The organism is Kitasatospora sp. NPDC093550, assembly GCF_044764985.1.
Classification (GTDB): Bacteria; Actinomycetota; Actinomycetes; order Streptomycetales; family Streptomycetaceae; genus Kitasatospora.
On the sequence record NZ_JBIWJF010000001.1, the window covers coordinates 316,952 to 334,454 of the forward strand.

The 17,503-nt window shown below is 77.0% G+C and carries 10 protein-coding genes; 6 read left to right on the forward strand and 4 right to left on the reverse strand.

Annotation, left to right across the window (positions count from 1 at the left end):
* Positions 1-124: 124 nt before the first annotated feature.
* The 6 genes from ACIRD3_RS01345 (at position 125) to ACIRD3_RS01370 (ending at position 13,592) form a co-directional block, all read left to right on the forward strand.
* Positions 125-982, forward strand: a complete 858-nt coding sequence (locus ACIRD3_RS01345; RefSeq protein WP_402209766.1) for a DUF4132 domain-containing protein — start codon at positions 125-127, stop codon at positions 980-982.
* Entirely contained in the window at positions 979-6,138 is a 5,160-nt protein-coding gene (locus ACIRD3_RS01350) for a hypothetical protein (RefSeq protein ID WP_402209769.1), read from the forward strand. The genes ACIRD3_RS01345 and ACIRD3_RS01350 overlap by 4 nt, the downstream gene beginning before the upstream one ends.
* Positions 6,135-7,280 (forward strand): AAA family ATPase, encoded by a 1,146-nt coding sequence (locus ACIRD3_RS01355; RefSeq protein ID WP_402209772.1) that lies wholly within the window; start codon positions 6,135-6,137, stop codon positions 7,278-7,280. The genes ACIRD3_RS01350 and ACIRD3_RS01355 overlap by 4 nt, the downstream gene beginning before the upstream one ends.
* Positions 7,281-7,284: 4 nt before the next feature.
* Entirely contained in the window at positions 7,285-10,953 is a 3,669-nt protein-coding gene (locus ACIRD3_RS01360) for a DUF5682 family protein (protein ID WP_402209775.1), read from the forward strand.
* A complete protein-coding gene (locus ACIRD3_RS01365; RefSeq protein ID WP_402209778.1) occupies positions 10,950-12,995 on the forward strand; it encodes a hypothetical protein in 2,046 nt (681 codons plus the stop codon). The genes ACIRD3_RS01360 and ACIRD3_RS01365 overlap by 4 nt, the downstream gene beginning before the upstream one ends.
* A gap of 144 nt (positions 12,996-13,139) precedes the next feature.
* The gene (locus tag ACIRD3_RS01370; protein WP_402209781.1) at positions 13,140-13,592 is read left to right on the forward strand and encodes a MarR family winged helix-turn-helix transcriptional regulator; all 453 of its coding nucleotides are present in this window, start codon (positions 13,140-13,142) and stop codon (positions 13,590-13,592) included.
* Positions 13,593-13,742: 150 nt separating this feature from the next.
* Here ACIRD3_RS01370 and ACIRD3_RS01375 read toward each other — a convergent pair whose 3' ends face one another.
* The 4 genes from ACIRD3_RS01375 to ACIRD3_RS01390 form a co-directional block, all read right to left on the reverse strand.
* Complete coding sequence (locus ACIRD3_RS01375; protein WP_402209784.1) at positions 13,743-14,318, reverse strand: GTP-binding protein; 576 nt, start codon at positions 14,316-14,318, stop codon at positions 13,743-13,745.
* A gap of 165 nt (positions 14,319-14,483) precedes the next feature.
* The gene (locus tag ACIRD3_RS01380) at positions 14,484-14,867 is read right to left on the reverse strand and encodes a DUF742 domain-containing protein (RefSeq protein WP_402209787.1); all 384 of its coding nucleotides are present in this window, start codon (positions 14,865-14,867) and stop codon (positions 14,484-14,486) included.
* Positions 14,864-15,295 (reverse strand): roadblock/LC7 domain-containing protein, encoded by a 432-nt coding sequence (locus tag ACIRD3_RS01385; RefSeq protein WP_402209789.1) that lies wholly within the window; start codon positions 15,293-15,295, stop codon positions 14,864-14,866. The genes ACIRD3_RS01380 and ACIRD3_RS01385 overlap by 4 nt, the downstream gene beginning before the upstream one ends.
* Positions 15,295-17,496 (reverse strand): sensor histidine kinase, encoded by a 2,202-nt coding sequence (locus tag ACIRD3_RS01390; RefSeq protein WP_402209792.1) that lies wholly within the window; start codon positions 17,494-17,496, stop codon positions 15,295-15,297. The genes ACIRD3_RS01385 and ACIRD3_RS01390 overlap by 1 nt, the downstream gene beginning before the upstream one ends.
* Positions 17,497-17,503 lie beyond the last annotated feature (7 nt).

Sequence of the window (17,503 nt, forward strand, 5' to 3'; positions counted from 1 at the left end):
GACTCCGTCCACCGCCCCCCGGCCTCCTCGTTGTCAGAGGGCCTCGCTACGTTCCTCGCATCGCTGGTCAGCAGGCCGGCGGGAGGTGGTTCCCGGGTGGTTCCCCGGTGGGAGGAGTACGGCCGTGGCATGGGTGGAGACGGGCGCGGGCGGGTACCGCGTCGCGCTCGACGGGGAGGGCAGGGTGGTGTGCCGCAACGCGGCGGGTCGCGAGCTCAAGTCCGTTCCGTCGAAGCTCGGTGACGACCCGGTGGTCGTCCAGCTCAAGCAGCTCGCCGAGTGGCTGGCCGCGCACGAGCGCGGCTGCCAGGACGACGTCGAGCGCTGGATGGTGCGCTCGCTGCCGGTGCCCGCCGCGGTGATCACCGCCGTCTGGCCGGACGAGGCCTGGCAGGCCGTGCTGCGCGACCTGGTGGTCACCGCCTCGGACGGTTCGGTGGCCGGCTTCCTGCGCGGGGCGGACGCCGAGCGCGGCCTCGGCCTGGTGGACCTGGACGGCGACACCGTCCGTCTCACCGACGGCGAGGTCCTGATACCCCACCCGGTCCTCCTGGAGGACCTCGACGAGCTGCGCGAGTTCGCCGTCGAACTCGGCGTCTCCCAGCGCCTCCAGCAGCTCTACCGCGAGGTCTGGCACCGGCCGGCCGAGCTGCCCGGCGGCACCGAGGTCACCACCTACGCCGGCGGCCGCTACCGCGAGCTGCGCGAGCTGGTGGGCCGCTGCAACCGGCTCGGCTGCCGGGTCCGCGGCGGCTCCGCCGTCCTGCCGGTCACCGAGGGCGGGCGCACGGTCGAGGCCCGGGTCTGGGTCGGCGACTACTACGAGTACGACGCGTGCGAGACCGGCGCGCTCAGCTGGGCGGGCCCCGACGGCCGGGCCCTGCCGCTCACCGAGGTCGGACCGGTCGCCTGGTCCGAGGGCATGCGGATGGCCGCCGCCCTGTACGCCGGCCGCACGCACGAAGGGGAGGACGCCGCATGACCGCCACCGGCTCGAACACCAGCACCGGCAGCACCGCCACCACCGGCACCACCGGCACCGCCACCACCGCCACGCCCGAGGCCCTGCTCGACGCCGGCGCCGTGCTGCCGGCCGGCACCGTGCCCGGAGCAGGCCGCCCCGACAGCGCCGCCGACGTGCTCACCGCCCGCGGCTACACCCACCCCGCGCTCGACGGCCGCCGGATCGTCCGGCTGGTCCCCGGCGCGCTCGGCCGGGCCGAGGACCTCGCCCTCGACTTCCTGGGCCTGGCGCCCGAGCAGGAGCCCGTCGAGGTCGGCGAGGTCCGCCAGGAGGCGCTCGGCTTCCCCGCCTGGGCGCTGGTCCACGACCCGGCCAACGGCCACCACGCGCTCGCCCTGGTCAAGGAGATGGAGCGGCTCGCCCGCCAGGCCACCTCCAAGCCGGGCGCCGCCAAGGACGGCTTCGACGCGCTCGCCGCCCGCCTCGGCCGCGCCGTCCCGCACTTCCTGCCCACCTTCTGCGAGGAGGTCGGCCGGATCTTCCTCGGCCACGGCAACCAGACCTACGCCGCCGCCTGGTTCGGCAAGGCCCGCGAGGCCGAGCGCACCCACGGCCTGACGGTGGACGAGGAGCGGCTGCGCGCCGTCTTCCTGGAGTTCGCCCTGGCCGGGGCGCTCACCGTCAAGTCCCTGCGCCAGTACGTCAAGGAGCTCGCCCAGCGGCTCGACCCGCTGACCGCCTGGCAGCGCTTCCGCCAGCTGTGCACCGAGCGCTCCGCGGCCGGCATGGCCCCGTACGCCGGGGTCGCCGAGGACGCCCGCGCGCTGATCCGGGCAGCCGGGCTGGACCGCACCGAGCACGAACAGGCCCTGCTCGCCGAGCTGTTGGACTCCCCGGCGGTCAACCGGGCGCCCGCCGCGTTCTGGAAGTCCTGGCACGGCGCGCTGGTCGAGCTGGGCAAGCGCGACGCGGGCGTCCGGCAGCGCCTGCTGGAACTGCTGCCCGACCCGGCCTCCGCCGGCTCCGACTCCGCCCCGCAGGACGCCGCCTGGCTGGCGGTGCTCGCCGAGACCGGCGCCGACACCCTGCTCACCGGCCCCCGCGCCGAGGGCGCCGAGCCCGCCGCAGCCTGGCTCCAGCGCTGGTGCCACCACCTCGGCCGCGGCTGGCGCACCCGGCCGAGCTGCCCGGCCACCCTCGCCCTGGCCGGCCGGATGGTCGAACGGCTGCGCGCCGACGCCGTTCCGGTGGACCTCTTCACCGGGATCCGTGCCAGCCACACCCGGATCGACCTGCTGGACCTCCTGCTCAGCGCGGGCGTGCCGGTGGCCGACCCGCCGGCCGGCCTCGGCTTCGACCTGCGCGACTGGATCGGACAGTGCGGCCCCGACAGCCCCGCCCTCGCCGCCGTGGCCGCCGACGCCCGCTACCGGCCGCTGCTGCGCCAGGCCACCCCTGCCGCCTGGGAGACGGCCGTGCAGAACCGGGCGGCCGTCCTGCCGCTGCTGAACGAGCTGTTCGCGGAGTGGGCCGAGGCCCGTGCGCAGGAGGTCACGGCCGCCCGCGGCCTGGCCGGCGCCGCCGACCTGGTCCGCTCGCTGACCCAGCACCGCACCGCCATCCGCGCGGTCGCCCCGGCCGCCGCCGAGCGGATCGCCGCGCTCGACGTCACCGGCCTGCTCGCCCGCGCCCTCGGCGCCGGCATCCTGGACGAACTCGGCTGGCCCGCCCTGGAGGAGGCGCTCGACAAGCTCGCCGACCCGCCCGCCGCCGACGCCCTCCCGGTGACCGCCCCCGGCCTGCGCGGTCGGGGCCTGAGCGGCCTGGTCGTCGAGGACGCCTGGCCGCACCTGATCCTCTCCCGCCTCGACCGGGCCGTCGTGGTCGGCCCGCAGGGCATCCTGCTGGAGCACACCCTGCGCGTGCCCAAGCTCACGGAGAACTGGAACCGGCCCCGGCTGCGCCTGGTCGACGGCGAACTCCTCGTCGTCTGGTACGAGGACAACAAGCAGACGGCGTACTGGTCCGGCCGCCCCGGCGAGACCTTCGAACTCGAAGGCCGCACCATCGCCGGCTACCACTACGGCGACCGGTTCCCGGACGAGCCCTCCCTCCCGCTGCCCGGCGGCGGCCGCACCACCGGCGAGCGCCCGCTGCACCCCGGCGACACCCGGATGCCGCACGAACACCGCGTCCTCGGCGACGGCACCGGCTACTGGACGCTGCGCCACGGCCCGGAGGGCCCCGTCCTGCGCGAACTCGACCCGGCCACCGGCACCCTGGGCCGCGCCGCCGAGCCGCCCGTGATCGCCGCCACCGCCGAGGCCGGCCGCCTCGCCGAGGGCAGCACCCGGCTGCTGCCGCTGCAGCCCGGCCTGGAGCAGACCCCGCTCGGCACCGACGGCACCGTGCTCGGCCACTGGGTCCGCACCGACCCCGGCCGCGCCGTCACCACCTTCACGGCCGACGGGCAGCGCATCGTCCTGCCGCTGAACGGACGGCGCGAGCCCGACACCGTCCCCGTGGGCCGGCTCGCCCTGCCCGGCGGGGCGGCCCCGGTGGTCAGCCGCTCGGGCGGCCGGCACCTCGCGCTCAACCTGCCCGACATCGCCGCCGGCGCCGACCGCACCACCGACCTGCGCGCCTGCGGGTCCGGCGAACTCTCCGCCGCCGGCACCGTGCTCGTCCCGCCGTACGACCACTGGCACTCCCTGCGGCCCCGCGACGAGGCCGGATCGCGCGTGCTGCGCGGCGTGACGGCCGAGCAGGCCGCCCGTCTGATCGACCTCGCCTGGCCCGTCGACGCCGAACCCGTCCCGGAGGACGAGCAGCGCTGGCTGACGGTCCAGGGCGTCCGGCGCCCGCTCGCCCAGCGCGGCGAGGCCCGCAACACCCTGCCCGTCGAGGCGGTCGGTACCGCCCTGCCCGGGATCACCCACCCGCTGCTGCTCGCCGGCGTCGCCGGGCTCGCCCGCGCCGCCGCCGACCTGCTGGACCGGGTCGCCCGGTTCCTCCCGCAGCCGGAGGCCGAGCGCCCCGGCAAGGCGGAGGCCGCCGAGTGGCGCCCCCAGCACGGCCGGGACGACGAACTGCGCGACGCCGTCCGCAAGGTCCTGCCCGGGATCGGCGGCTTCGGCAACACCTGGGGCAGCTCCGAGCGCTTCTGGGTGCTCAACAACCTGCGCACCGTCACCGCCGCGCTGGCCGCCCCGCCCGCCGCGCGCGGCGAGGGCTGGCACTCCCCGGCGAGCCTCACCCTGCTCGGCGGCGACGCCCACCACGGCTGGCTGCACCTGCTCGGCCGGGTCGACGTGCTGGCGCACGCCGTGGCCGCCCCGCTCACCGGGTCGGCCCACCGCTCCACGCTGACGCTCCTCCTCACCGAGCTCACCAAGGGCCGGCTCGCCGACCGCGGCGCCACCCTGCGCGAGATCGTCCTCGCCGAGCCCGCCGAGAACGCCAAGCAGGCCCGGGGTGACGGCCCGGCCACCCACCGCCAGGGCGAGGTGCTGCGCCACGGCGACCGCACCGTCGTCATCCTCGGCCACCGGCGTCAGTTCGACGACGGCACGGTGCACTGGCTCGCCGTCGACCACGACCCGAGCGGGGAGTTCGGCCCCGTCGCGCACTTCACCACCGTCGAGGAGCGCGGCACCGAGGAGCGGGTCTCCGCCGCCTGGGTCGCCAAGTTCTGTCGGGTCGTCGCGATCCACCGGCCCCTCCCGTGGGACCCGGCTCGAGCCGCCGCCTTCTCCGAACTCACCGGCATCGGCACCGCCCGCGCGACGCTGCTGCTCAGCCCGCCCTCCGGCCTCCTCGACTGGGGCGCCGCCGAGCTGCCCGCGGAGTACGGCCTCAAGCCCGCCCAGGTCCAGGCCGCCCAGTACTGGCTGCGCGGACACGACCACGACGGTGTGGCCGAGGTCTGGAGCGCCCTGCTCACCGCCGACCCCAAGACGATGTGGACCGAGGGCCCCGACCTCGCCGCCGGCGCCGAGGCCTGGATCCGGCGCTTCGGACGGCTCGTCACCCTGCCCGACGAGGCCCACGCCACCGTCCAGGGCGTCTCCATCGCCACCATCGAGGCGGTGCTCAACCCGGCCCACACCCCGTGGCTCACCCGCACCACCGCCTTCCGGATCCGGCAGGACAGCCAGGGCACCCCCCGGTTGGTCGCCGACGACGTCAGCGCCCTGCCCGACTCGGGCGGGCTCTCCCAGGCCGTCGACGCCATCCGCTGGCTCGCCTACCACCTGCCCGCCGACAGTCCGCTGCGCGCGCTGCTGCCCCGGGCCGCCACCGCGCTGCGCGAGCGGCTCGCCGACCCGGAGCTGCTGCTCGACTACGACCTCCTCGGCACCAGCAGGAACACCCCGCTGGCCCCCGTGCTGCGCACCCACTTCGGTCTGCCCGCCGAGGGCGGCGCCGACCCGGACGGCATGGTCCGCTGCGGTCCGGCCCTCGTCCTCACCCCGAGCCACGAGGCGTACGAGCGGGTCTGGCTGCGGCCGGCCGCCCTCACCGGTCCGGACGACCCGCTGCTCGACCTGATCGGCGGGCTGGCCAGCACCTACTGGTTCGGTCCCGAGCGGGCCGCCATCGCGTCCGTGCTGCGCGGCGAGCCGGAGCGCCTGGCCGCCTCCGCCGCCGCGGTGCCGGCCGCGGCGACGGCCGCGGCGACGGCGGGGAGCGGCAGTGGCGGCACCGGCTCCGGCACCGCCTGGCTGCAGAACCCGCAGCTGTCCGTCCCCGAGCTGGTCGCCGAGGTGTCCCGCACCCACGGCCTCGGCGAGGACGCGGCCGCGCTCTACCTCCAGCTGCTCGCCCTGCCCGACCCCACCGACCGCAACGTCGCCCGCTGGACGGGCTGGAAGCCCGCCCGGCTCAAGCGGGCCCGCGCCGAACTCGCCGCCACCGACCTGGTGCTGGAGGCCAAGCGGTCCCGGGCCGGCCGCGGACTCTTCCTGCCCGGCGGCTGGCAGGAGGCCAAGGCCCCGGCCCTGCCGGCCGAGACCTGGAAGGCCGCCCTGTACGAACTGCCCACCCACCGGCCGGTGCTGGCGCAGCTGCCCGTCCCCGAGCTGTTCGCCCGGGCCTGGCAGCGCACCCTCGACGGCGACACCCCCGGTTACGAAGAGCTCCAGACCAGCAAGCGCAGGAAGGCCCGCCGATGAGCACCACCACCGCCCCCGGAACCGCCGAGCGACAGATCGTCCCGCCCGAGGAGAAGTACGCCGCCGAACTGGAGTTCCTGGCCGCGCACGACAGCGGCCCGCGCCCGCCCGGCTGGCGCCTCACCCCGCGCGCCGTGGTCACCTTCGTGATGGGCAGCGGCGGCGAGAAGCTCAAGGCCGGACGCAGGAGCCTGACCATCGAGCCCAAGTTCGTCGGCGAGCGCGCCCTGGTCGAGCGCTGCGTGGTGACCCTCGCCGGGGAGCGCGGCCTGCTGCTCGTCGGCGAGCCCGGCACCGCCAAGTCGATGCTCTCCGAACTGCTCGCCGCCGCCGTCTGCGGCACCAGCGCGCTCACCGTCCAGGGCACCGCCGGCACCACCGAGGACCAGCTCAAGTACGGCTGGAACTACGCCCTGCTTCTCGCCAAGGGCCCCAGCCGCGAGGCCCTCGTCCCCTCCCCGGTGCTCACCGCGATGACCACCGGGGCGGTCGCCCGGGTCGAGGAGGTGACCCGCTGCCTGCCCGAGGTGCAGGACGCCCTGGTCTCGCTGCTCTCCGAACGGCGCATCGCCGTCCCCGAGTTGGCGGGCAGCCCGGACGGGCAGCTGCACGCCGCGGCCGGCTTCACCCTGATCGCCACCGCCAACCTGCGGGACAAGGGCGTCAGCGAGATGTCCGCGGCCCTCAAGCGGCGGTTCAACTTCGAGACGGTCGGCCCGATCGGCAGCCTCGCCGCCGAGGTCGAGCTGGTCCGCCGCCAGTCCACCGTCGCCGTCGCCCGGGCCGGCGCGGCCTACGCGGTCGACGACGCCGTCCTGGAGGCCCTGGTCACCGCCTTCCGCGACCTGCGCAGCGGCCGCTCCACCGAGGGCTGGGACGTCGAGCGCCCGTCCACCGTGATGAGCACCGCCGAGGCGGTCTCCGTCGCCACCGCCCTCGGTGTCACCGCCGCCTACCTGCCCGACGGCGGCGACCTGCTCGGCCGCCTCCCCGGCCAGCTCCTCGGCGTGGTCCGCAAGGACGACCCGGCCGACGCGGCCCGGCTGCTCGGCTACTGGGACGGCCCGGTCCGCCGCCGCGCCGAACAGGGCGGCGCGACCTGGCGCACCCTGTGGGACCTCCGCTCGGCGCTGGAGGCCTGAGCCGATGAGCAGCGCGGAGACTCCCGTCCCGGACGACGCGGACCGGACGGTCCGGACCGAGGCCGACCGGCTGGCCGCCTCCGGCGCCGGCCGCCCCGGGCCCTACCTGATCGGCGTGCGCCACCACGCGCCGTCCCTCAGCGCGGTCGTCCCCGCGCTGCTCGACGCCGCCCGGCCCGAGGCGGTGCTGGTCGAACTGCCCGCCGAGTTCCAGCCCTGGCTCGGCTGGCTCGCCGACGAGGCGACCGAAGCCCCGGTCGCCCTCGCGGCCGCCCCCGCCGGGCCCGAGGAGGCGGGCGGGCCCGCCTTCTACCCGTTCGCCGACTTCTCCCCGGAGCTCGCCGCCCTGCGGTGGGCCCGGCGCAACGGCGTGGAGGTCGTCGCCTGCGACCTCCCGCTCGCCCGGCGCACCGCCCGCTCCGGGGAGGGCGGGCCCCCCGGCGGCGCCCAGGAGACCCCCGGCGGCGACCCGAACGCCCCCGGCCTCGCCGACGCCCTGCGCCACCGCCTCACCGGCCGCGACTCCGACGAGGACCTGTGGGACCGGCTGGTCGAGACCGCCGCCCCCGGCTCCACCCCGGAAGCCGTCCGGCGCGCCGCCCTGCTCGTCGGCTGGGCCCTGCGCCGCGACGCCGAGACCGGCCCCGGCGTCGACCCGTACGACCTGCGCCGCGAGGCCTGGATGCGCGCCCGCATCCGGGCCGCCGCGGCCGGCGGGCGCCGGATCGCCGCCGTGATCGGCGCCTTCCACGCCCCCGCCCTGCTGGACGGGCCGATCGCCGCCGAGGAACCGCCCCGACCGGACGACCCCGGGCACGTCCTGTCCCTGATCCCGTACACCTACCCGCTGCTCGACGCCCGCTCCGGCTACCCGGCCGGCATCCGCGACCCGGAGTGGCAGCACACCGTCCTCGACGCCGGTGGCGACCCCGAGCGGATCGCCGGGGCGCTCACCACCACCGCCGTCCGGATCTGCGCCGCCCTGCGCACCCAGGACCACCCGAGCGGCCCGGCCGACGCCCGCGAGATCGTCCGCCTGGCCGGCGACCTCGCCCGACTGCGCGGCCACGCCGCCCCCGGTCGCGGTGAACTCGTCGAGGCGGTGCAGACCGTCCTCGCGCAGGGCGAACCCCTCGGCCGCGGCCGGGCCGTCGCCCGCGCCCTCGAACAGGTCCTGATCGGCACCCGCACCGGCCGCCCGACCCCCGCCGCCCCGCGCAGCGGACTCGCCCCCGCCGTCGAGGGCCTCCTCGCCGACCTCGGCCTCCCCGGCCCCGCCGACCCCGGCCCGCGCGACGTGCGCCTCGACCCCCTGCGCAGCCCGCTCGACCGCCGCCGCGAGATCCTCCTCCACCGCCTCACCGCCTGCGACGTCCCCTACGCCGACCCGGTCGCCACCACCGGCGCGGGCGGCACCGAAACCCTCGGCACCCGCTGGCAGCTCCACTGGACGCCCGCCACCGCCGCCATGCTCACCGTCGCGGGCACCCGGGGCGTCACCCCGGCCCAGGCCGCCGAAGGCGCCCTGCGCGCCCGTCTCACCGCCGACCCCACCCCTCGCGAGATCATCGACGGCCTCACCGCCGCCGCCTCCTGCGCGCTCCCCGCGCTCACCGAGACCCGCCTCACCCACCTCACCACCGTCCTCCCCACCACCGCCACCCTCCCCGAACTCCTGGACGCCCTCGCCCTGCTCGACCGCCTCACCGCAGGCCACTTCCCGGGCCACACCCCGGCAGAGGAGGAGCCGCCCGCCGCCTCCCCCACCTCCGGCGCCGACTCCCTCACCTCCTCAGCCCCCTCTTCCTCCCGCTCCTCCGCCGAATCCGCCGCTTCCGGCGGGACTTTGGCCGAGGCGGGGGAGGTACTGACGGTCGCCGCGGTGCGGCAGTTGGAGGGGTTGGGCGGGTCGGACGATCCGGCGGACGCGCGGGCGCTGGTGGAGTTGGTGCGGCGGGCGGACCGGCTGGGCGGGGTGCGGCTGGCATACGTGCTGGCCGAACTCGCCGAGCAGGGGAGCCCGTTGGTGCGGGGCGCGGCCGGTGCCGTGCGGGTGCTGCTCGGGCAGGAGCCGGCCGGTGCGCTGGGCGGTCGGGCCGCGTCCTGGGTGGACGGGGCCACCGGGCCGCAGGCGCGGCACGCGCTCGGGCGGTCGCTGGTGGGCCTGTTGACGGCTGCGGAGGGGCTGTTCGACTCCGCGCCGGAGGCGCTCGCACCGGTGCTGGAGCGGGTCACCTCGCTGCCCGACAGCGCCTTCCTGGACCGGCTGCCCGCGTTGCGCGGCGGTTTCGACACGCTCAGCCCCGCCGCCCGCGACCGGCTGCTGGCCCTGGTCGAGGAGCAACTGGGCGCCCGGCTCACCGCGTTGCCCGAGGAGGCCGGCCCCGCCGTGGTGGCCGGCTGGGTGCGCGCGGACCTCGCGGCCCGCGCCGCGCTGGCCCGCCGCGGCCTGCTCCCGGCGGAGGCGGATGCCCCTCGCAGCACGCCGGGGCCGACGCCGACGCCCGCGCCGCAGTCCGCTCCCGCGCAGTCCGCTCCCGCGCAGACCGGCGAGGCCCGGCACGCCCTCACCCCCGCCGAGCGCTGGCGGCTGCTCCTCGGCCGCCCCGGCAGCGGCGGCCTGAGCGGCCGCAGCTCTCGACTTGCCACCGCCCTGGACGAGTTGTACGGCACCGGTCACGGCGAGGGCTCCGGCCCCGGCCTGGAGAGCCGGGGCAACCGGGGCGGCCGCGAGGCCCCCTACCCCGGGGTGCGGGAGTGGGCCGAGGACCTGGAGTCGCTGTTCGGTCCGGGCCTGCGGGAGGAGGTGCTGGCCGCCGCGGTCGCGCGGGGCCGCAACGACGTCCTGGAGGCGATCGACCCGTCCGCCGTCCGTCCCTCGGTCGACCTGCTGCGCACCGTCCTGGAGCACGCGGGCGGCCTGCCCGAGGCCCGGGTGGCGCGGCTGCGCCCGCTGGTGCGGCGCCTGGTGGACGAGCTGTCCCGGGAGCTGGCGACCAGGCTGCGCCCGGCGCTGACCGGGATCGCCGTGCCGCGGCCGTCGCGCCGTCCGGGCGGCGGGCTGGACCTGGACCGGACCATCCGGGCCAACCTGGCCACCGCCCGTCCCACGCCGGAGGGCGGCACGCTGGTCGTGCCGGAGCGCCCGGTGTTCCGGACGAGGGCGCGGCAGGCCAACGACTGGCGGTTGATCCTGGTGGTGGACGTCTCCGGGTCGATGGAGGCCTCCACGGTCTGGGCCGCGCTGACGGCTTCGATCCTGGCCGGGGTGCCGTCGCTGAGCACCCACTTCGTGGCCTTCTCCACCGAGGTCGTGGACCTCACCGAGCGGGTGGAGGACCCGCTGAGCCTGCTGCTGGAGGTGCGGATCGGCGGCGGCACCAGCATCGCGGGCGGTCTGCGCTACGCGCGGGAGCTGGTGACGGTGCCGTCCCGCACGCTGGTCGCGGTGGTCAGCGACTTCGAGGAGGGCGGGCCGGTCTCCGGGCTACTGGCCCAGACCAGGGCACTGGTGGACTCCGGCGTGCACGTGCTCGGCTGCGCGGCGCTGGACGACACCGGGACGGCCCGCTATTCGAAGGCGGTCGCGGGCCAGTTGGTCGCGGCCGGCATGCCCGTGGCGGCGTTGAGCCCGCTGGAACTGGCCCGCTGGGTGGGGGAGAAGGTGCGATGAGTGTGACGGGGCGGACGAACGACTGGCCTGCTGTGCGGCCGGAGGTGGTCGCCGAGGTGGTGGCCGGGCTGAGCACCCGGCTGCAGAAGCGGCTGGACGGCGCGGCGGCGAAGCTGGCGGACCGTCCGGTGGTCCGCGACGGCGACGAGTGGCGGGTGGAGGTGGACGAGGAGACGGTGCTCGTCCTGCACGCCCCGGGCGCGGTGGTCGCCGACCAGGCGGACGTCCGCTGCGGCTGCCTGTTGGCCCCGGCCTGCGTGCACCGGGCCGCTGCCGTCACCCTCTGCCCGATCGCCGAGGCGGCCGAACCGCTGACCGAGCCGACCGAGCTGACCGAGACGGCGGGGCCGACCGAGACGGCCGAGCCGACCGAGCTGGCCGAGCTGGCCGAGACGGCCGGGCCGACCGAGACGGCCGAACCGGGTTCAGCGGCAACGACCACAGCGCCGACCGACACGGCGGCACCGACCGCCCCCGCCGACCCGACCGCCCCCGCGGAGCCGCCCGTACCGCAGGTGCCCCTCACCGCCGCCGAGCTCGCTGCGGCCCGGCACCTCCATCGGGCCGCGGCCGCCGTCCTCGCCGCCGGGGTGGGCGGCGCGGGCGCGGTGGCCCAGGCGGAGCTGCTGCGGGCCGCCCACCGGGCCCGGCTCGTGGGCCTGCACCGCCCGGCCGCGGCGGGCGTCGCGGTGGCGACCAGGGTCCGGGCGGCCCGGTCCGGCGCGCCCGACCACCGGTTGGCGGACCTGGTGGCCGGACTGCGGGAGCTGCTCGGCCTCACCACCGCGCTGACGGCCGGCACCGGCCCGGTCGCCGAGCTGCGCGGCACCGCGCGCCAGACCTACCGGGAGGAGGGCGGTCTGCGCCTCTACGGGCTGTTCGCCGAGCCGGTGCTGACGGCGACCCACGCGGGCGCCGTCAGCTGGGCGGTGGACACCACCGGGCGCCTCAGCACGATCGCCGAGGTCATGCCGCACGCGGACGCGGGGGCGGCCGCCCCGCAGGCGGTCGGGGCGGGCGACCGGACGGTCCGGCTGGGCGACGCGGCACTCAGCCACCGGGAGTTCAGCCGCGCCGGGCTGGCCGTCCAGGGCGCGACCAGGTCCGCCTCCGGGCGGCTGGGCGCGGGCGCCGCCGTCCGGGCGGTCCGGGCGGCGGGCGCGGCGTGGGCGGCGGAGCCGGCGGCCCGGTTGTGGTCGGTCCCGGCGGCCGTCCAGGTGGAGCGGGCGCTGGCGGCGCTGGACCAGCCGTACGAGAGCCGACCGGCCGGGAGCGATCTGCTGTTCCTGGACGTGACGCTGCTCGGCACCGCCCCCGACGGGCCGGGCGGGGCGCCGCAGTTGCTGGCACGGTGTGCGGAGGACGGCCCGGTGGTCGTCCTGCGGCCGGCGCTCGAACACCCCGAGCTGCCCTTCCGGGCGAACCTCGCACTGCTCGCCACCGCGCCCGGGCTGCGGCTGCGGGTGGTCGGCCGACTGGAGCGCGCCGACCGTCCGGAGCTGCGACTGCTCGCGATCGGCGCGCCCCCGGAGGCCCCGGACCCGCTCGTCCTCCCCGCCGACCGTGCGGGCCGGGTCAACCTCGGCCTCGAACGCCTGCAGGCGGCCGACCTCCAGGCGGCCGACCTCCGGACCACCGACCTCCGGACCACCGACCTCGGGACCCCCGCTCTCGTGGCCCCGGCCGAGGGTGCCGAGCCGCCGGCTGGGAGGCAGCCGGGGCTCCCCGCGCCCTCCGGCCCGCCGGTCCATGTGCTCGGCCGGCGGGTGGAGCAGACGGTCACCACCGGCCGGCACGGGCTAGCCCCGAGCCGGGCCACGGCGGCGGCCGACCGGGCTCTGCTGCGCGCCGCCGGGCTGTCCACCGCCGCCGAGCTCCTGGACGGCTTGCGGGCCGCCGCGGCGAACCAGCGGCGCGACGTCTTCGGCCGGATCGTCGCGGACGACCACGACGCCTTCGCCACCGCCTGGTTGGCGGCCGCCTGGTACACCGAGGACCTGGCCACGGCGCTCTGCTCGGCGGCCTGGACCGGGGAGGGGTGAACCACGGAACGAACTGGTTGCAAGGACCGGTAGTCCGCGCCGACTGGCATACTGACGGGAGGGAGGCACCCGACACCTGGCACAGCGGCGCGGACGCGCAGCAGGGCCCGCGGTGCCGCAGCGCAGCGGAAAGGACGGCGCGTCATGGGGATCCGGGACGACGCGGCCGAGATCCGGGCCCGCGGCTGGCGCACGCTCGCCGCGCTGCACGGGATGATCGACGCCGCGCTGGAGAAGGCGCTGCAGGCCGAGTTCAAGCTGTCGGTGGTCGAGTACACGGTGCTGGAGGCGCTCTCGCGCCAGGACGGCTGGCACATGCGGATGCAGCAGCTGGCCCGCGCGGCGGCGCTGAGCAGCAGCGCGACCACCCGGCTGGTCAGCCGCCTGGAGGACCGTGCCCTGCTGAGCCGCTACCTCTGCGCGGACGACCGGCGCGGCATCTACACGGAGCTGACGCCCCAGGGCCGCGACCTGCTGGCGGCCGCCCGTCCGGTGCACGACGCCGCGCTGGAGGAGGTCCTGGCCCGGGCCACCGAGGTCCCGGAGCTGGCCCCGCTGGTCGACTCGCTCGCCGAGCTCGACCCGGCGCACGCCTGAACCGGCAGCCGACGCTGCCTCGGCTCCCGACGCCGCCTGGGCGCCCGGGGCTCCCGAGGCTCGCGGAGGCTGCCGGGCGGCCCCCAGCGGCCCACGCCGTCCAGCTGCCCAGCCGTCCAGCCGTTCGGCCGCCCAGCCGTCCGGCGACCCTCAGCGCCGCCCGGCGGCCAGGGCGTTGCGGTGCACCTGGTCGAGCAGGGCGAGCAGCAGTTCCTTGCTGGACGCCCGCTCCCGGACGTCGCACAGCACGACCGGGACCTCCGGCCCGAGGTCGAGGGCGCGGCGGACCTCCTCGGGGGTGGCCTCGCGGCGGCCGTGGAAGCAGTTGACCCCGATCGCGAACGGGATGCCGCGCTGCTCGAAGAAGTCCACGGCGGCGAAGCTGGATTCGAGCCGCCGGGTGTCGGCGAGGATGATCGCCCCGAGGGCGCCGAGCGCGAGGTCGTCCCACATGAACCAGAACCGGAACTGCCCGGGCGTACCGAACAGGTAGAGCACCAGGTCCTCGCGGACGGTGATCCGCCCGAAGTCCATGGCCACCGTGGTGGTGGACTTGTCCTGGACGCCGTCGAGGCTGTCGACCCCGATGCTGGCGCGGGTCATCCGTTCCTCGGTCTGCAGCGGTTCGATCTCGCTGACGGAGCCGACCATGGTGGTCTTCCCGACGCCGAAGCCACCGGCGACGAGGATCTTGACCGCGCCCGGCACCAGACTCTGGGTCGTCAATTCGGGTCTCCTGGGAGTGTGCTGGGAGAACGGTGGGCCCGACCGGTGCGGCCGTGGCCGCCGCGGGAGGGGCGCCCCCGTCGGTCGCCGAGAGAAGCGCCGACGGGGACGGGAGCGCGGAACGCCCTTCCGTCGGACGTCCGTCCGAGGTCCGTCAGGCGTCGGTCAGAGCCGTCTGACGCCCTCGATCACGGCCTGGATCAGGGAGATGTCCGGTGCCTCGGCGAGCTGGACCGGGGCGCGGGTGAGGATCAGCCGGGCCTCGGCGAGGTCGTCCAGCAGCACCTTGACCACGCTGACGGGCAGGTCGAGGGTGGCCGCGATCTCGGCCACGGCCAGCGGGCGTTCGCGGCACAGGTCGATGATCGCGGCCGGTTCGGGCGCTAACCGGGTGGTGTCGGTGCGCGGGTCTGCGGTGACCACCAGGGTGATCAGCGCGAACCCGTCACGGACCGGGCCGGTGCGCCCGTTGGTGATCGCGTAAGGGCGGACCAGGTGGCCGGCGTCCTTGTCGTAGAACCAGCCCTCGTCGGCGTCGGCGGTGGTCACGCACCGCCACCCGCGCCGGCCTGGCCGGCGTCGCTGCGCGGCGCCGCGGTGAGGTACTGGCCGACCTGCTTGACCAGCATGTTGATCTCGTAGGCCATCAGCCCGGCGTCCACCTGCTCGCTGGTGAGGACGGCGAGCCGGGCGCCCTGCCCGGCGGTGGTGACGAACAGGAACAGCTGGTCCATCTCGACCACGGTCTGCCGGACCCGCCCGCCGTTGAAGCGGTGTCCGGCGCCTCGGGCCAGGCTCTGCAGGCCGGAGGCGACGGCGGACAGGTGCTCGGCGTCGGCCCGGTCGAGGCCCTGGGACGTGCCGACCAGCAGGCCGTCCTCCGAGAGGACGATGGCGTGCCGGGTCTCGGGGACCCGCGCGACCAGCTGGTCCAGCAGCCAGTTGAGGTCGCGCTGGGTTTCGGTGTGCTGCGTCATCACTGCTGTTCCTTGGCTTCCTGAGCGGCGGAAGGTGCGGCCGGGGTGTGGGGGGCGGGCGCGGACGAGGCCGGGGTGCCCGGTTCGGTGCCGGCCGCGCGGGCGGTCCGGGTGCCGCGCTGGATGGCGGCCATGGTGGCGCGGGAGCGCTGCGGCGAGGGGTCCTCGGCGGCGGCGTCGGCACCGCCGTACCGGGGGGCGACCGGGGCGACCGGGGCGACCGGGGCGGCCGGGGCCGTCGGCGCGGACGGGCCGGACGGCGGCAGCAGGGCGCCGCCGGGCGCGTGGGCCTCGCGGAGCTGCTCGGCGAGGCTGGCGTTGCGGACCCGCTGCGGCAGGACCCGCGGCGTCCGCAGTTCGCCGTCCGGGCCGCGTTCCACGTGGTCCTCCTGCGGGCGGTCGTGGGTGGGCGCGGTGCGGTCGGCGGGGACGCCGTCGAAGGGCGCCGCGGCCGGGTCGGCCGGAAGGTCCGAGCCGTGGCGGCCGGCCAGCCGTCCGTCCGTCAGCCGTCCGTCCGTCAGCGGTCCGTCCGTCAGCCGTCCGCCGGTGGCCAGGCCGTCCTCCGCCGCCAGGCCGTCCGTCACACCGTCGGCCACACCGTCGGCCACACCGTCCGGCAGGTCGTACGGGCGCGGCAGGGCGGGCCGGGGAACGACCACGGCACCGGGCAGTCCGGGGATCTCGGCGCCGACGGCCAGGCCACCGTTCGCGGGCGCCGCGGCGCCTCCGTCCGCCGGCACGCCGTCCACCAGGAGGCCGTCCGCCGAGCGATGTCCGAGGAGCTCACCGGCGATCACCCCGCCGTCGCCCGGGACGGGCGCGGTGGTCCCCACCGGAGCGCCCTGTCCGTCAGCGGCCCCGGCCCCGGTCCCGTCAGCGGCTCCGGTCCCGTCAGCGGTCCCGGCCGGCCCCGCCGGGCCGTTGCCCAGCAGCCCGCTGAGCACACCCGCGAGCGCACCCGACAGCTCCTCGTCGACCTCCCCGAGGTCCCCGTCCGCCGTCGGCGGGGCCTCCGGCACCGGGGTGCGGGTGACCCGCGCGCCGGAGGGCAGCCCGGGCACGGCGGCCGGCTGCTCGGGCTGCTCCAGCAGCACCGAGGGCACCAGCACCACGGCGCGGGTGCCGCCGTACGGGGAGGGCCGCAGGGTGACCTGGATGTCGTGCCGGGCGGCCAGTCGCGCGACGACGAACAGGCCGAGGCGCAGGTCGTCGCCGAGCGCGGAGACGTCCAGCTCGGGCGGGTTGGCCAGGTACTCGTTCAGCCGCTCGTACTCGTCCTCGGTCATGCCGAGGCCGCGGTCCTCGACCTCGACCGCCAGGCCCTTGGGCACCTCCTGCGCGGAGACCTGCACCTGGGTGTAGGGCGGGGAGAAGGTGGTGCCGTTCTCGATCAGCTCGGCGATCAGGTGGATGACGTCGGCGACGGCCTGTCCGCTGAGCGAGGCCCGGGGCACGCCCTGGACGACGACGCGGGCGTAGTTCTCGGTCTCGGAGACGGCGCTGCGCAGCACGTTGACCACGGGCACGGCGTTGCGCCAGCGGCGGGCGGGCAGCGCGCCGCCGAGGATGACCAGGTTCTCGGCGTTGCGCCGCATCCGGGTGGCCAGGTGGTCGACCGCGAACAGCTCGCGCAGCAGTTCGGGTTCCTCGTGCTCGCGCTCCAGCGCGTCCAGCATGCTGATCTGGCGGTGGATCAGGATCTGGGTGCGGCGGGCGATGTTGAGGAAGACCTTCTTCGTCCCCTCGCGGCCCTGGGCCTGGTGGACGATGGCGGCGACGGCGGCCTGGCGGACGGCGGCGAGGCCGTCGGCGGTCTGCTGGACCTCGTCGCCGATCCGGCGGGAGGGCGCCCAGGCGGGCGGCGTGGGCACCGGCTCCCCGGCGCGCAGCCGCCCGACCACGTCGGGGATCTCCTGCTGGGCGAGGGCGAGGGTGTCGGTGCGCAGTCCGGACAGCCGGCCGGACAGGGTCCGGGCGGCCCGGACGCCGCGGATCAGGCTGAACAGCAGCACCACGGCGACGACGACGCTGCCGACCAGCACCGCGGTGCGGTTCCCGGCGTCGCGCAGCAGGTAGGCGGCGTACCCCCAGGCGGCTGCGAGGCCGAGGCTGGGGACCAGCGCGAGGGCGAGGAGGGAGTTGCGGAGGGAGCCGGACCGGCCGGCGCGGTGGCCCGTGCGGGGGGCCGATATGCCTGGCATCTGATTC

Excerpts from the sequence above, each read along its gene's own strand:
- ACIRD3_RS01385 (WP_402209789.1), bottom strand. The coding sequence starts at position 15,295 with ATGACGCAGCACACCGAAACCCAGCGCGACCTCAACTGGCTGCTGGAC.
- ACIRD3_RS01350 (WP_402209769.1), top strand. The coding sequence starts at position 979 with ATGACCGCCACCGGCTCGAACACCAGCACCGGCAGCACCGCCACCACC.
- ACIRD3_RS01355 (WP_402209772.1), top strand. The coding sequence starts at position 6,135 with ATGAGCACCACCACCGCCCCCGGAACCGCCGAGCGACAGATCGTCCCG.
- ACIRD3_RS01360 (WP_402209775.1), top strand. The coding sequence starts at position 7,285 with ATGAGCAGCGCGGAGACTCCCGTCCCGGACGACGCGGACCGGACGGTC.
- ACIRD3_RS01365 (WP_402209778.1), top strand. The coding sequence starts at position 10,950 with ATGAGTGTGACGGGGCGGACGAACGACTGGCCTGCTGTGCGGCCGGAG.
- ACIRD3_RS01390 (WP_402209792.1), bottom strand. The coding sequence starts at position 17,496 with ATGCCAGGCATATCGGCCCCCCGCACGGGCCACCGCGCCGGCCGGTCC.
- ACIRD3_RS01370 (WP_402209781.1), top strand. The coding sequence starts at position 13,140 with ATGGGGATCCGGGACGACGCGGCCGAGATCCGGGCCCGCGGCTGGCGC.